Genomic DNA, 13,135 nt, shown 5'->3' on the forward strand with positions numbered 1-13,135 from the left:
TATACTATATATGAGACAACATACAAAGCCCCTTCCCGCCCGTGGCATGGGTCTGCCGCTGACATTTTTGCTGGCGGTATTGTTGACGGGGTTTTACACACTGCTTTGCCTGTGGATTCAGCCGAACAGCCTGCGCTCCGCCCTTTCTCTTTTTTTGACGGAGCCGCTGCTCATCGTGCTGAACGCCCTGCCTATTGGGCTTTTGATTGTGGCCTTCGCCATACTGTTTGCAAACGTATTTTTCTCTGCGGCGCTGGTGGGGACCCTTTGCGGCATTCTCTCCATTGCCAACCGCATTAAAATCGAGGTCCGCAATGAGCCGCTGTTTCCCCGGGATCTGGGTCTTTTAAAAGAAGCCGGAAGCGCCGCCGGGTCCTATGCCATTCGCTTTCCATGGCCCGCGATTGCCGCTGTGGTGATAAGCTGCGCTTTGCTGGTGGCTCTGGGCATTTTTTTTCGGGGCAGGCCGCTGTCTCCCGGAAGACCCATCTGGATTCGCTTCCTGCTGCGCTTTTCGGGCGCGGTGATTACGCTGGGCGCGCTGATGGGCCTGATTTTTACCGTTTACGCCTCTAACTCTCTTTACAATTCCTTCCCCGTTTCCAATTCCTATTACGTTCCCTCGGTGTTTAACGAGTTGGGGTTTTCCTACTGCTTCACCCATCACTTTACCACCTACACCGTGGATAAGCCGGCGGGCTTCAGCCGGGCGGCTGCGGAAGAGTGGGACAGTGGCAACCAAGCTCCCGGACAGGGCGCGCCGGTAAACGTCATTATGGTGATGAACGAGGCGTTTTCCGATGTGACGGACCAGCCCATGTTTACCTATCCGGCAGAGGAAAACCCTCTGAAAAATCTCCATGCCATTCGAGAAAGCGCTCACGCTGTTTCCGGCCATGTGGTGGTCCCCGGCTTTGCCGGAGGCACCGCCAACACCGAGTTTGACGTGCTGACGGGTATGCAGACCAACGCCCTCTCCGCCACCACTACCTCCGCCTTTAGAGCGGTGAACCGCAATCTGGACAGCCTGTACCGCGTTTTTGCCGCGGATGGCTACGCCACTTCTTTTCTCCACCCCGGGGACGCGTGGTTCTATAACCGGGAAAACGTCTATGATTTTTTCGGCGCGGAGAAAATCGAGTTTGCGGAAGATATGCCGGACCTCGCATACAAGGGCCGCTGGGTCACCGACGATTCGCTGGCCGGTTTGATTGAAGAGAACTTTGAAGCCGCCGTAACCGCCGGGAAGCCGCTGTTCAACTACACCACCACCATCCAAAATCACATGTCTTACACCGCCGACAAATACGGTGCGGACTATGCCTATCCCCCAATGCAAACTTCCGCCCCTCTCTCTGACCAGGCTAAAGAGCTCCTCTCCGTTTACATTGAGGGCGCCCGTGACGCAGATGCCATGCTGGGCCGCCTGACGGACTATTTTGCCGCCAGCAGCGAGCCGGTGGTGCTGGTTTTTCTCGGAGATCACCTGCCCTATCTGGGAGACAATCAGCTTGCCTACAAGGAGCTTGGAATGAATCTGACCCCGGAGGAAAATGGCTCGGCGGGCTTTTTGAAGTCCTATGAAACCCCCTATGTCATCTGGGCCAACGACACGGCCGCCGAAGCGCTGGACTGGGACGCAAGCGTGGCCGCTGTGGATCTGCCTGAAGACGGAACTATCAGCGCCTCCTTTTTGGGCGCGACAGTGCTGGAACTGACGGGACGAGGTGACGAAAGCCCCTGGTTCCAATTCCTAAACCAGCTTCGCCGGACTGCTTATTCCGTGGTGCAGAAAGGGACGGCGGTTTTGCCGGACGGGACCGTGACCACGCTGGACGCGCTGGATCAAAGCGGGCAGGAGCTGCTCTCCAAGTGGCGCTGCTGGAGCTATTACAAGCTCAAATACAAGGACGTGAGCTGACATGGGGCGGCAAAGTCATGAAATCGCCCTGTGCGGTGTAGCCGCGGCCCTTGGGACCGTGCTGCTGCTTCTGGGATGCATGATTCCCGGGGCCACATACTGCGCTCCGCTTTTGGCAATGCTGGCCCTGCTGCCGGTGCTTTCCGAGCGCGGCCCCCGGCCCGCCCTGAGCGTCTACGGTGTGACAGCGATACTGGCTCTGCTGCTGGCACCGGACAAGGAATGCGCGCTGGTCTATCTCCTTTTGGGGCACTATCCGGTTTTACGTCCCACGCTGAACCGGCTGCGGCTTCGCCTTGTGCGTTTACTCTGCAAGCTGGCGGTATTCAACTCCGCCGTGGCCGTTTTGTATTTTCTGCTGCGGGCGGTGGGGTTGGATGTGCTGAACGAAGAGCTTGCGGGCTACGCATGGCCCCTGTGGGTGGCGTTTCTGCTGGGCGCAAACTTAACGTTTCTTCTGTTGGACCGGGCTTTGGGGCAGATGACGCTGCTGTGGCAGTATCGACTACGCAAGCTGTTTTTCAGGCATTGAGCCTCCTGCGTTTTTTATCCTGTTTAAAAAGGACCTCCAAGCGCTCTCTGGGCGCTTGGAGGTCCTTCGTGTGTGACGTTGTATCGGAGCGGCTCCATTTTTTAATACCTCACGTCAGCCGTCCTGCTTTGCCGATTCGCCGGCGATGGCGGGAGTATCTATTTTATGGAGATGGCGGTACGCCCCTTTCGCCGCAGCAGGCCCTACCACCGCCGCAAGTTCTTCTTCCGTGGCGGCGCGAATGGCCTTGACAGTTCCGAAATGCTTTCGCAGCGCCTCCCGGCGTTTCGGGCCCACGCCGGGGATATCGTCCAGCGCGGAGCGCAGAGCATTTTTTCGATGACTCTCCCGGTTATAGGTGATGGCAAAACGGTGCGTCTCCTCCTGAATCTGCCCGATCAGGGCAAACACCGCCTGATTCGCCTGAATGCCGATTTCCAACCCCTCCGGGGTCACCAGCGCCCGGGTGCGGTGACGGTCGTCCTTCACCATGCCGAAAATAGGGATGTCCAGACCAAAGGTCCGGGTCACCTCCAGCGCCGTTTTCGCGTGGACCTCGCCGCCGTCAATCAAAAACACATCCGGCAGGGGCAAAAACTTTTGGTCACCGTCGGCAGCCCGCTGAAGCCTGCGGCGCAGCACCTCCCGCATGGAAGCATAATCGTCCGGGTGTCCGGACACATCCTTGATCTGAAACCGGCGGTAGGCGCTTTTCAGAGGCCTGTCCCCACCGTAAACCACCATAGAGGCGACAATTTCGCTGGAGCCGGTGTTGGAGATATCATAGGATTCCATCCGCTCCGGCGGACGGGGCAGGCCCGTCATTTTCGTCAAAAGGGCCAGCACCTGACTGCTGCGCTCCTCTCGCGTGGTGGCTCGCTTCGCCTCCTCGGCGGCGTTCTGCCGGGCCATTTCCAAAAGGCCCGCCTTTTCCCCCCGCTGAGGAACGTGGACCCAGACCTTGCGGCCCGCGCGGCGGGACAGCGCTTCAGACAACTCCTCGCAGTTTCCGGCGTCGGCAGGGAGCAGAATTTCGTGGGGCAGCAGCGACCGGGGCAGGTAATACTGTGCGGCGAGGGCAGCGAGCATTTCCCCTTCATCCTCGTCCACCGGAGCGATAAACAGCTCTGTCTCCCGGCCCGCCAGATTTCCGTCCTCCATGTGGAGGATGGCATAGCAGCACTTGGCCCCCTTGTAGATGCCCCATATATCCGTGTCGGCGCAAAGGCCTGCGATGACTGTCTGCTTTTTCGCCAGCGCGCCGATGGCGTTAATCCGGTCCCGAAGTACGGCGGCCCGCTCAAAGCGAAGGTCTTCCGCTTCCGATTCCATCTCCTCCGTCATCTCCCGCAGAAGCTGCTTGGACTTTCCCTCCAGCAGCGCCGCCGCCTGAGTCATGCGGCTCTGATAGTCCTTCTCCGACAGACCCGGACGGCACCACCCGTCGCACCGGCCCATGTGATAGTTCAAACACGGCCGCCCCACGCCGATGTCCTGCGGAAATTTCCGGCGGCAGGTGGGCAGCTTCAGCGCGGCGCACACTGCGTCCAGCGCCTGACGTGTCTCAAATCTCCCGCCGAAGGGACCAAAATACCGTGCCGCATCGTCGGCGTAGCGGTGGACCATGGAAAATCGGGGATACGTCTCCTTGGACAGCCGCACAAAGGGATAGCCCTTGTCGTCCTTCAGCAAAATGTTGTACTGCGGCATGTGCCGCTTGATGAGGGAGTTTTCCAGCACCAGCGCTTCCCACTCGCTGGAAACGAAGATGGTGTCAAACCGGTCCACCTCAGACACCATTTTGCGGGTCTTCACCGTGTGAGACACACTGTCCTGAAAATATTGACTGACGCGGTTTTTTAGTTTTTTCGCTTTGCCCACGTAAATAACCTTGCCAGTCTTGTCCATCATGAGATACACGCCGGGCTTCAGGGGCAGATTCCCGGCCTTTTCTCTCAGCTCGTCTTTTGTCACGTACTCCCTCCTCTCATTCCCGCATAAAAAAGAAAACCCCGCGTTACCGCGGGGTGAAAGAGGCGCGGTCGCCTCTTTTTCTCTTTTCTCTCCGGGGAGATTTTAAGCGCGGGTGAAAGAGTTATTCTCCAAAGTTGTTTTCGATCAGCTCCGCCAATGCGGCGACGGCTTCCTTCTCATCGCTTCCGTCGGCAATCAGCGTGATTTTGGTCCCCATGACAATGCCCAGGGACAGCACACCCAGAAGGCTCTTCGCGTTTACCCGGCGGTCTTCCTTCTCCACCCAGATTCCACTTTTGAACTCATTTGCCTTTTGGATAAAGAACGTCGCGGGCCGCGCGTGAAGACCCACCTCGTTATTGACCGTGATCTCCTGTGTATACATATGCAGCACTCCTTTTCCCTATTGCCGTATTAAAACTCCGCATACCATGTCATTTTGTCTTTATATCATATCCGTTTTTTACAAAAACGTCAACAGGCTTTTATACAAACATTTCAAAAATACACAGGGAGAATCGACACGGTTTTTGTCTGTTTCCACAAACTTATCAGGATCGTCCCCCGCTTCACTTGTGCGCAATTTGCTTTTCCCAAAAAACGGCGGATTTTTATGGCTTTTTCTGTCCGTCAGACAGGGAAAGCCGGGGCCGCCGCAAAAGCGGCCGCCCCGGCAGCAAATGTAACCTTAATAATTAAGGGCCTTAACCTGAAAATAGCTCCGGGGGTGGTTGCACACGGGGCACACCTGGGGCGCGTTCTCCGCAATCTCCACATGGCCGCAGTTGCGGCAGAACCACATGACCTTCTCGCCTTTTTTGAAAACCTCTCCACTTTTCAGGTTTTCCAGCAGCTTCAGATAGCGCTCCTCGTGGGTCTTCTCAATTTTCGCCACGCCTTCAAACTGGGCAGCCAGCGCCAAAAAGCCCTCTTCCTCGGCGGTGCGGGCCATTTCGGCGTACATGTTTGTCCACTCATAGTTCTCGCCCGCAGCGGCGGCCACCAGGTTTTCATCGGTGGAGCCGATGCCGTCCAGCGCCTTGAACCACAGCTTGGCGTGTTCCTTCTCGTTCAGGGCCGTCTCCTCGAAAATAGCCGCGATCTGCTCGAAGCCCTCCTTGCGCGCTTTGCCTGCATAGTAGTCATACTTGTTGCGGGCCTGACTCTCCCCCGCAAACGCAGTCCACAGATTTGCTTCCGTCTTGCTTCCCTTCAGTTCCATGATAACATTCCCCTTTCAAACATTCTATCTCAGGCGGCGGCGCGGCCTGCGCCACCGCCGTGGCTGACTTGTGATTTTTCCGTTTTCTGCAAACATTCCGCCGGGTAAATGGGTGTCCGGGGGAAATGAAAACAACGCTTATGCCGGAGATCTTCGGCAACACTCAGCAATCCTCTTTTCGCGCGCTCTGCCCGCATCGGGGGCAGGTCCCGTAAAACATGAGTGCGTGGCGTATGGCCCGAAAGCCTTTTTTGCACGCCGCTGCATCCAGACCGGGGTCATAGGGGCCTGCGGCATCGCTCACAGCGCCGCAGGTAAGGCAGGTAAAATGCGCGTGGGGCGTCGTATCCCCGTCAAACCGGACGATGGGACCGGGCAACTCCTGCAGCCGCCCCTCCTCCGCCATCCGGTGAAGATTGCGATAGACAGTGCCCAGGCTCAGCCTGGGAATTTCCGGCTTCAGCCAGGCAAACACCATCTCTGCCGTGGGATGATCCATGCTCTCCCGCACGACCGCGTAAATTTTCTCTCTTTGAAGCGAATATCGCTGCGGCTGCATGGGGCCTCCTTTCAAAACCTATCCAGTAATGATTTCTACTTATATGATAATATGCGTCTTAAAAGAATGCAAGCAGTTTTTTAAAATTGTTACTTTTTTCACCTCGTTTTGCAAAAAACTACCACGGTTGTTTCGCGTTAAACTTACCATACTAACACAGGGTATCGCAATGTAATAAAGTCCACACAAAGGAGGAAACGACTTGAAAAGGACATTTGCGTTTTTGCTCACTGCTTTGATGGCCCTGAGTTTAACGGCCTGCGGCACTGACAAAAACAACACGCCCAACAATAGCACTCCCAATCAATCCACCACTGACAACAACACCGGCACCGGCACAGGTTCCGGCACGAGTTCCGCCACTGGAACCGCCGTGGTAAAAAATAAAGACCAGCGGCGCATTGAAACCGGCGCCAGCGGCACAGCCGCCGGCGCTGCGGACAACAAGATGCTGGGCCTTGAAAACGACGGCGTAGGAGCACCCGAATCCGCAATTGTAAACAACGGAACCAGAACCGGCAGCGGCGCGATTCGCAGCACCACCTATGAACAGATGCTTCGCAACGCCCGCGTGAATGACCGGGATGGCTTTTTGCTGGACGGCGAAAATGCCGTAACCCCCGGCGCGGCGTTCCGCTAAAATCCCGACGCATTGCTCCGTGGCAAATTCTTTGCCCCCGGTGGGACAGAGGGCGCGGTAGCGCGGGAACACACAGAATTGAAAGTGCGCCGGGAAATTTAAAAAAAATTTCCCGGCGCGCCCTCACGTCATCAAAACTGCAAGATACGCGACGTACATCCCCAGCAACAAAAAGCCCTGCCAGCGATAAAACCGGCCCACAGCAAGAGGCGGCAGCATGGCAATCGCGCACACACCTAAGCACATGGGCAGATCCAGCGTGGTGGTCTGCGAACCGATGTCCAGCCGCCCGCCGGATACGGCGGCGCACAAAGGCAGCACCAGCGTCAAATCAATCACGTTGGCGCCCACAATGTTTCCAATGGACATCGCCGTTTCTTTTTTTGCAATGGCGGCAAGAGCCGTCACAAGCTCGGGCAGCGACGTACCCACCGCCACCAGCGTCACTCCGATCACTCCGGCAGGCACGCCCAGCCGAAGGGCCAACTCGCTGCCATAATCAATCAGCAGGCGGGAGCCGCCGATAATCCCCGCAAGGCCCAGAAAAAACATCGCAAGCTTTGAAAGTATCATTCGCCGGGAGGCGCGGCCTCGGCGGGCCCGGCCTTTCCGCTCCGCCGCCATGCCCCGTCCCGCGTCGCGGAGATTGCTCCAAAGATACAGGGCAAAGATCAGAAACAGCAGCAGCGCGGAAAGCAGCGTCAGGCTCCCGTTTCGGCACAAAATGGTCAGCAGTGCCGCTCCGCAGATCATCAAAATCGCCTTTGGGGCAAACTGCCGGTCCACGGCGGAGGGAATGCACAGCACGGAGATGCCCAAAATCAGCCCCAGATTTGCGGTGACGGAGCCCACGGCATTGCCCACAGCCAGATCAATTTCCCCTCGCAGCACGCCAGTGATGGACACCGTCAGCTCTGGCAGCGTGGTGGCAACGGATACCACGGTGGCTCCCACAATAAAGTGCGGGATGCCCGAGGTTTCCGCAATCCACACCGCCCCGTCCAAAAACCAGTCTCCGCCCTTGACGATCAGCAAAAGTCCCACTGAAAACAGCAATACAATGACAAATAGGTTCACGGTGCGCCCGTCCCTTCCCGCCCCGCGTCGGCGCGGGGTCTTGTCTATCAGGATATGCGGTTTCCGCCCGAAATACCATTCAGAATTTTTAGAAGGCCACGCCGCTGTGTCAAACCGTTTCCGGCGTCCACTCCCGGGAGCGAATGTCCTTTTCCAGCACCAGCGGCTCCCCCTCCGTGTCCACGGGAGAAAATCCATACTGAGAGAAAAAGCGCAAAGCAGCTTCGTTCCCCCGACGCAGAGAGAGCCGCAGCTTTTCCCGCCCCATGGCCCGGTAGCGCAAAACGGCCTGCCCCAAAAGCTGAATGCCAAGCCCTCTGGACCGGCAGCTTTCCGCCATGCAGTAAAGAGAAATCCAGCCCGCCTTCTCCTCCGCTTCCTTTTCGGGATTCAATTGCAGAATTCCGGCGGGTGCGCCTTGCATATAGGCGCCGATGGTGGGCCGCTCGGCCGCTTCCCGCAAAAGCACGTCCGGGCTGAATTCCAGCGTCTCTCCCGCTGCCGTCCAGCCCCTTTCCACGCAGTCCGTCAGCAGCGCGGCCTGCCCGGGCAGCTCCAAGGGACGGAAATACAGCCCCGGCTCCACACCGTTGGGGTGCTTCCACCAGTGCTGCTTTGCAAAAGTGGACAGGGCCTTTACGTGGCTGTTGTCATCCCTGTAAAGCAGACGAAATTTTCCGTTTTCATATTCAATTTTGGAAACTGCGGTGTTGTCGCCGTGAGGCGTCTTTCCAATCTCATGCAGTCCGCAGCCCTCAATCTCCCCCAGCGTCAGCCGGATGGCGCAGCCGTGGGAAAACACCGCCACGGTTTTGCCGGAATTTTTCTCACTGATGTCCCTCAGCGCCGCCAGCATCCGGTCCCGGACGGCAGCCATGCTCTCGCCGCCCTCCACCTGCCACAGGTCGGGTCGGGAGGTAAACAGCGCCAGTTGCTCCGCCGCCTGGATGCCGATTTCGCCCCAGGTCTTTTCCTCCCATTCACCCACGCAGATTTCCCGCAGATCCTGCCGGGTTTGAATGGGCAGACTCTTCGTGTTGGCGATGGCCCCGGCAGTAATGCGGGTGCGAGTCAGGTCGCTGGAATACACCGCGTCGATTTGCTCATCACGAAACCGCTCCGCCAAGGCGGCTATCTGCTGATAGCCCCGGTCGGTGATGATGCTGTCACACTGGCCCTGCGCGATTCGATAGAGGTTTCCCTCCGCTTCGGCATGGCGGATCAGATACAAAACGGTCATGTCAAGTCCTCTCTTTTCTCAATTATTATTTCTTTTTTATTATATAGAATCCGGTGGTATTTGGCAAATCAATTTCCGGCATAAGACGCGCTCTACGCGCCATACTAGCTTTAGACCGCAAAAGGAGTGACGAAATATGAGGAACAATGCCGGGTTTTGGTTCGGCATGGGCGCCGGAATGGCTGCGGGCGCTCTGGTTGGAATGATGATGCCCCACGGAAAGCGGACCATGAAAACTCAGGTGGGTAAAGGCATTCAAAAGCTGGGCGTCGCCGTGGATCACACTGTGGATCATCTGGTTTCCACCATGCGCTGACAAAAAGGGCGGGAGTCAAGGCTCCCGCCCTTTCCCCGCATCCGGATTGGGAGAGAGGGTTCCCAATTTCACGACGCTAAATGCGCAAAACTTTTTTCTTGACATTCCGACATGTTTTGGTATAATAATAAAGCTGTCCCACGACAGTAATTGTATATCGCTCAGTTTTTTCAAGCAGCTATGGAGAAGTCGCCTAGTTGGTCGAGGGCGCATGATTGGAAATCATGTAAACCTTAACGGGTTTCGAGGGTTCGAATCCCTCCTTCTCCGCCACAAAAAACCCCCTGAAAGCCAATCTTTCAGGGGGTTTGCTATATTTTGCGAAAACCGTTTGGATAACGCCAAACCCCGTCCGCTTGCACATGCGCATTTCCAAAACGCAGAAATTTTTTAAGAGAAGGTTTTCAAATCCTAGTCAGATAGGAACTGTACAACAGACAAGTCCCGACCAAATTTCTCCCCAACCGTTAACACAGAGGAGGCTCTCGCATGACCGGCTGGAAGCGCAATGTAACGCTTTATATGGCAGGACAGTTCGTGTCCATGTTCGGCTCGATGCTGGTGCAGCACGCCATCACCTGGCAGATCACGCTGGAGACGAAATCCGGCGTAATCATGACGCTGTTCACCTGCGCGGCACTGCTGCCCATGACGCTGATTTCCCCTTTTGCCGGCGTTTGGGCCGACAGGTACAACCGCAAATATCTGATTGTCATTTCCGATGGGTGCATCGCTTTGATTACACTGGGTCTGGCACTGGCATACCTTTCCGGCCACAGAAGCATCTGGCTGATGCTCATCGTGGTGGCGGCCCGGTCTCTCGGGCAAGGAATTCAGCAACCCGCCGTGTCCGCCATGATCCCCCAAATGGTACCCTTGGAAAGCTTGCAGCGGTTTAACGGCATCCAAAGCTCCATTCAGTCGCTGAATATGTTTGTCTCACCTATGGCGGCGGGGGCGCTACTGTCGCTGATGCCCATTGGGTATATTTTCTTCATTGATGTAATCACCGCGGCCGTCGGCATTGCCATCGTGTTTCTTTTCGTCAAGGTGTCCGGCATTCCCCGCGTGGGAGAGGTTCAGCGCGGCATCAGGGCTTATGTCCACGAATTGCGGGAGGGCCTGCGGTATATCAATTCTCAAGCTTGGCTGAAGCTGATCATTGTCTACGGCGCGTTTTTTTCCTTTTTTGTGTCTCCCTCCGCCCTGCTCACGCCCCTTCAGGCGGCACGCACTTTTGGAGACGACGTATGGCGGCTCACCGCCATTGAGCTTGTGTTTTCGGCGGGCGCGATTTTGGGCGGCGTGGTGATTTCCGCGTGGGGCGGCTTTAAAAACAAGGCCCACACGATGATTCTCGCCTGCGTGCTGTTCGGGCTTACCAGCGTCCTTTTGGGTGTGATCCCGAATTTCTGGATATACCTTGGCGTCATGCTGTTGTGCGGGGGGACAGTGCCCCTGTACAACTCGCCCAGCATGACCCTTCTGCAAAGCAACATCGACCCGGACAAAATGGGCCGGGTGTTCAGCGTGATGATGATGTTCAGCGGGCTTGCGATGCCGCTGGGCATGGCCGTATTCGGCCCCTTGGGCGACATGGTGAAAATCGAATGGCTGCTGATGATTTCCGGCGCGGCAATTTTTATCAGCGGGCTTGCGCTGCTGGGAGCGCGGTCCTTGATTGAGGTGGGGAAATAAGCGTGGCTTTTTTCAGAAGGCCGCTGATTTTGCGCAGCCGGCAAGGCGCGGATGCGGAATTACTCCGCCTCCGCGCTTCTCGCTTTTTTCGGTGTCGGGGACTCTATCGCCCCTTCCCGTTCGTCCTGGCTGAGGTACAGCTCTTCACATTCCTGCTGCACGGCAATCAGACGATTGACGGCCTCCTCCGAGGCCCGAAACAGCTTTAAATACAGTTCCTTGTAATCCGGCATAAACACACCTCCCAGCTTTATATAGTTTAGAACAAAATATTCTAAAAATCAATAGAACAAATTGTTCTTAGCTATACTGGACATGGTGATAAACATGGAGCGATATGAAAGAATACGAAGTCTGCGCGAGGACGCAGACCTGACGCAGGAAAGCGTGGGCAAGGCCGTTAATATTCCCCAGCGTACTTATGCTTATTATGAGAGCGGACAGAGGATGGTTCCCCCGCATGTCCTGTGCTCTCTGGCGGATTTTTACGATGTAAGCGTCGATTACATTCTGGGACGGACCTCCAACAAAAAAGACACGCGATAGCGGCATAGCGGCAGAAGGATGGCGGCGGCGGAATTGTAACGGTTCTGCCGCTGTTTTCCTTTACAAACGGGGAAAACTCCTATATAATGTTTTGGCTGATGAAATACGCGAAATGGAGAATCAATCATGGCTTTGATCGAATATGACGAATATAAGCAGCGACTGAGCGCCCTTGGGCCAGAGCTTGAAAAGCTGGGCGCGGCGTTGGATATCGATTCCGCCAGACGGGAGGCCGACAGTCTGGAGGCCCAGACCGGCGAGCCGGAGTTTTGGAACGATTTGGAGCGCTCCCAGAAGGTGCAGCAGCAGCTCAAGCGCTTGCAGGGCAAGCTGGGCCGTTATGAGAAAATGGTCGGCGAGCTGGAGGATTTGAAAACCCTGTGCGAAATGGGGCAGGAGGAGGACGATGCCTCCCTTCTGGAAGAACTGAAGACAGGCTATGCCCGTCTTGAGGAAGAGATTTCCGAGCAGCGGCTCTCCACCCTCCTCTCCGGCGAGTATGACAATTGCAGCGCCATTTTGTCCTTCCACGCCGGAGCGGGCGGCACCGAGGCACAGGACTGGACCGAGATGCTCTATCGGATGTACACCCGCTGGGCGGAGCGCCACGACTTCAAATATCAGATTCTGGATTTTGAAGACGGCGAGGAGGCGGGTATCAAATCCGCCACCATTTCCATCGAGGGTGAAAATGCCTACGGCTTTTTGAAAAGCGAGCACGGGGTGCACCGTCTGGTGCGGGTTTCCCCCTTCGACGCAAACGCCCGCCGACAGACCTCTTTCGCCGCGCTGGAGGTCATGCCCGACCTCCCGGACGACGCGGAGGTGGAGATTCGCCCCGAGGACATCGAGATGCAGGTCTACCGCGCCTCTGGCGCCGGCGGGCAGCACATCAATAAAACCTCTTCCGCCGTGCGCCTGATTCACTTGCCCACAGGGGTGATCGTCTCCTGCCAGACGGAGCGCAGCCAGTTTCAAAACAAGGATAACTGCATGAAGATGCTGCGGGCAAAGCTTTTGGAGCTGAAGGCCCAGCAGCACGCGGAGAAGATTTCGGACATTAAGGGCGTGCAGATGAAAATTGAGTGGGGCAGCCAGATCCGCTCCTATGTCTTTATGCCCTACACCATGGCCAAGGACACCCGCACAGGTTTTGAGACAAGCAATATCAATGGAGTGATGGATGGCGACATTGACGGGTTTATCAACGCCTATCTCACCGCGTCTGCCACCGGCGAATTGAAAAGGTAAGAGCCGCCTCCCATGTACACGCTGGATTCCCCAGACCCTTAAACTGAATGCATTTGCGCAGATTGCGGCGCGGCTGATGGCCGCGCCGTTTTTCGTAGAGCGGCGGTCTGCCGTTCCGGCGCACTGCCATCCCCCGGCCCCGATGGGCCGCCCGCCCCT

Annotated in this window: 15 protein-coding genes and 1 tRNA gene; 8 read left to right on the plus strand and 8 right to left on the minus strand. The window is 56.6% G+C overall.

The window, feature by feature from the left end:
- The first annotated feature begins 10 nt into the window (after window positions 1-10).
- Both RTK01_RS00330 and RTK01_RS00335 read left to right on the plus strand, forming a co-directional pair.
- On the plus strand, window positions 11-1,921 hold the full coding sequence (locus RTK01_RS00330) for an LTA synthase family protein (protein ID WP_312279055.1): 1,911 nt from the start codon (window positions 11-13) through the stop codon (window positions 1,919-1,921).
- A gap of 1 nt (window position 1,922) precedes the next feature.
- Window positions 1,923-2,453 carry a hypothetical protein gene (locus tag RTK01_RS00335; protein ID WP_312279056.1) on the plus strand — a complete coding sequence of 177 codons (531 nt, stop codon included), beginning with the start codon at window positions 1,923-1,925 and terminating at the stop codon, window positions 2,451-2,453.
- A 114-nt stretch (window positions 2,454-2,567) separates the two neighbouring features.
- Here the strand turns inward: RTK01_RS00335 and uvrC are convergent, their stop codons facing one another.
- The 4 genes from uvrC to RTK01_RS00355 form a co-directional block, all read right to left on the minus strand.
- On the minus strand, window positions 2,568-4,427 hold the full coding sequence (uvrC, locus tag RTK01_RS00340; RefSeq protein WP_312279057.1) for an excinuclease ABC subunit UvrC: 1,860 nt from the start codon (window positions 4,425-4,427) through the stop codon (window positions 2,568-2,570).
- 121 nt (window positions 4,428-4,548) lie between these two features.
- A complete protein-coding gene (locus RTK01_RS00345) occupies window positions 4,549-4,812 on the minus strand; it encodes an HPr family phosphocarrier protein (protein ID WP_293009669.1) in 264 nt (87 codons plus the stop codon).
- A 303-nt stretch (window positions 4,813-5,115) separates the two neighbouring features.
- A complete protein-coding gene (gene rbr, locus RTK01_RS00350) occupies window positions 5,116-5,649 on the minus strand; it encodes a rubrerythrin (protein WP_312279058.1) in 534 nt (177 codons plus the stop codon).
- 163 nt (window positions 5,650-5,812) lie between these two features.
- Entirely contained in the window at window positions 5,813-6,208 is a 396-nt protein-coding gene (locus RTK01_RS00355; protein WP_312279059.1) for a transcriptional repressor, read from the minus strand.
- 202 nt (window positions 6,209-6,410) lie between these two features.
- On the opposite strand from RTK01_RS00355, the gene RTK01_RS00360 reads away from it, so the two are divergent.
- Complete coding sequence (locus tag RTK01_RS00360) at window positions 6,411-6,848, plus strand: hypothetical protein (protein ID WP_312279060.1); 438 nt, start codon at window positions 6,411-6,413, stop codon at window positions 6,846-6,848.
- A 123-nt stretch (window positions 6,849-6,971) separates the two neighbouring features.
- Here RTK01_RS00360 and RTK01_RS00365 read toward each other — a convergent pair whose 3' ends face one another.
- Both RTK01_RS00365 and RTK01_RS00370 read right to left on the minus strand, forming a co-directional pair.
- Window positions 6,972-7,925, minus strand: a complete 954-nt coding sequence (locus RTK01_RS00365) for a calcium/sodium antiporter (RefSeq protein WP_312279061.1) — start codon at window positions 7,923-7,925, stop codon at window positions 6,972-6,974.
- A gap of 109 nt (window positions 7,926-8,034) precedes the next feature.
- Window positions 8,035-9,165 (minus strand): bifunctional histidine phosphatase family protein/GNAT family N-acetyltransferase, encoded by a 1,131-nt coding sequence (locus tag RTK01_RS00370; RefSeq protein ID WP_312279062.1) that lies wholly within the window; start codon window positions 9,163-9,165, stop codon window positions 8,035-8,037.
- Window positions 9,166-9,301: 136 nt separating this feature from the next.
- Here RTK01_RS00370 and RTK01_RS00375 point away from each other — a divergent pair, with 136 nt between their 5' ends.
- The 3 genes from RTK01_RS00375 to RTK01_RS00385 all read left to right on the plus strand — a co-directional run bounded on the left by RTK01_RS00375 (window position 9,302) and on the right by RTK01_RS00385 (window position 11,179).
- Window positions 9,302-9,481: a hypothetical protein gene (locus tag RTK01_RS00375; RefSeq protein ID WP_294857139.1), complete on the plus strand. Its 180-nt coding sequence runs from the start codon at window positions 9,302-9,304 to the stop codon at window positions 9,479-9,481.
- A 182-nt stretch (window positions 9,482-9,663) separates the two neighbouring features.
- Window positions 9,664-9,754: transfer RNA gene (locus tag RTK01_RS00380), tRNA-Ser, on the plus strand.
- Between the two features lie 216 nt (window positions 9,755-9,970).
- The gene (locus RTK01_RS00385) at window positions 9,971-11,179 is read left to right on the plus strand and encodes an MFS transporter (RefSeq protein WP_312279063.1); all 1,209 of its coding nucleotides are present in this window, start codon (window positions 9,971-9,973) and stop codon (window positions 11,177-11,179) included.
- 59 nt (window positions 11,180-11,238) lie between these two features.
- On the opposite strand, the gene RTK01_RS00390 is transcribed toward RTK01_RS00385, so the two are convergent.
- Window positions 11,239-11,412, minus strand: coding sequence for a hypothetical protein (locus RTK01_RS00390; RefSeq protein WP_312279064.1), 174 nt, complete (start codon window positions 11,410-11,412; stop codon window positions 11,239-11,241).
- 94 nt (window positions 11,413-11,506) lie between these two features.
- Between RTK01_RS00390 and RTK01_RS00395 the strand changes: the two genes are divergently transcribed.
- Window positions 11,507-11,725, plus strand: coding sequence for a helix-turn-helix domain-containing protein (locus RTK01_RS00395; RefSeq protein ID WP_294857135.1), 219 nt, complete (start codon window positions 11,507-11,509; stop codon window positions 11,723-11,725).
- A gap of 126 nt (window positions 11,726-11,851) precedes the next feature.
- Complete coding sequence (prfB, locus tag RTK01_RS00400) at window positions 11,852-12,976, plus strand: peptide chain release factor 2 (RefSeq protein WP_312279065.1); 1,125 nt, start codon at window positions 11,852-11,854, stop codon at window positions 12,974-12,976.
- On the opposite strand, the gene RTK01_RS00405 is transcribed toward prfB, so the two are convergent.
- Window positions 12,942-13,135: hypothetical protein (locus tag RTK01_RS00405; protein ID WP_312279066.1), on the minus strand; the 194-nt coding region annotated here is incomplete at its 5' end. The two genes, prfB and RTK01_RS00405, sit on opposite strands and share 35 nt — an antisense overlap.

Source organism: Oscillibacter sp. (assembly GCF_031978065.1).
Lineage (GTDB): Bacteria > Bacillota > Clostridia > Oscillospirales > Oscillospiraceae > Oscillibacter.

Excerpts from the sequence above, each read along its gene's own strand:
- RTK01_RS00330 (WP_312279055.1), top strand. The coding sequence starts at position 11 with ATGAGACAACATACAAAGCCCCTTCCCGCCCGTGGCATGGGTCTGCCG.
- RTK01_RS00335 (WP_312279056.1), top strand. The coding sequence starts at position 1,923 with ATGGGGCGGCAAAGTCATGAAATCGCCCTGTGCGGTGTAGCCGCGGCC.
- RTK01_RS00345 (WP_293009669.1), bottom strand. The coding sequence starts at position 4,812 with ATGTATACACAGGAGATCACGGTCAATAACGAGGTGGGTCTTCACGCG.
- rbr (WP_312279058.1), bottom strand. The coding sequence starts at position 5,649 with ATGGAACTGAAGGGAAGCAAGACGGAAGCAAATCTGTGGACTGCGTTT.
- RTK01_RS00355 (WP_312279059.1), bottom strand. The coding sequence starts at position 6,208 with ATGCAGCCGCAGCGATATTCGCTTCAAAGAGAGAAAATTTACGCGGTC.
- RTK01_RS00370 (WP_312279062.1), bottom strand. The coding sequence starts at position 9,165 with ATGACCGTTTTGTATCTGATCCGCCATGCCGAAGCGGAGGGAAACCTC.
- RTK01_RS00375 (WP_294857139.1), top strand. The coding sequence starts at position 9,302 with ATGAGGAACAATGCCGGGTTTTGGTTCGGCATGGGCGCCGGAATGGCT.
- RTK01_RS00385 (WP_312279063.1), top strand. The coding sequence starts at position 9,971 with ATGACCGGCTGGAAGCGCAATGTAACGCTTTATATGGCAGGACAGTTC.
- RTK01_RS00390 (WP_312279064.1), bottom strand. The coding sequence starts at position 11,412 with ATGCCGGATTACAAGGAACTGTATTTAAAGCTGTTTCGGGCCTCGGAG.
- RTK01_RS00395 (WP_294857135.1), top strand. The coding sequence starts at position 11,507 with ATGGAGCGATATGAAAGAATACGAAGTCTGCGCGAGGACGCAGACCTG.
- prfB (WP_312279065.1), top strand. The coding sequence starts at position 11,852 with ATGGCTTTGATCGAATATGACGAATATAAGCAGCGACTGAGCGCCCTT.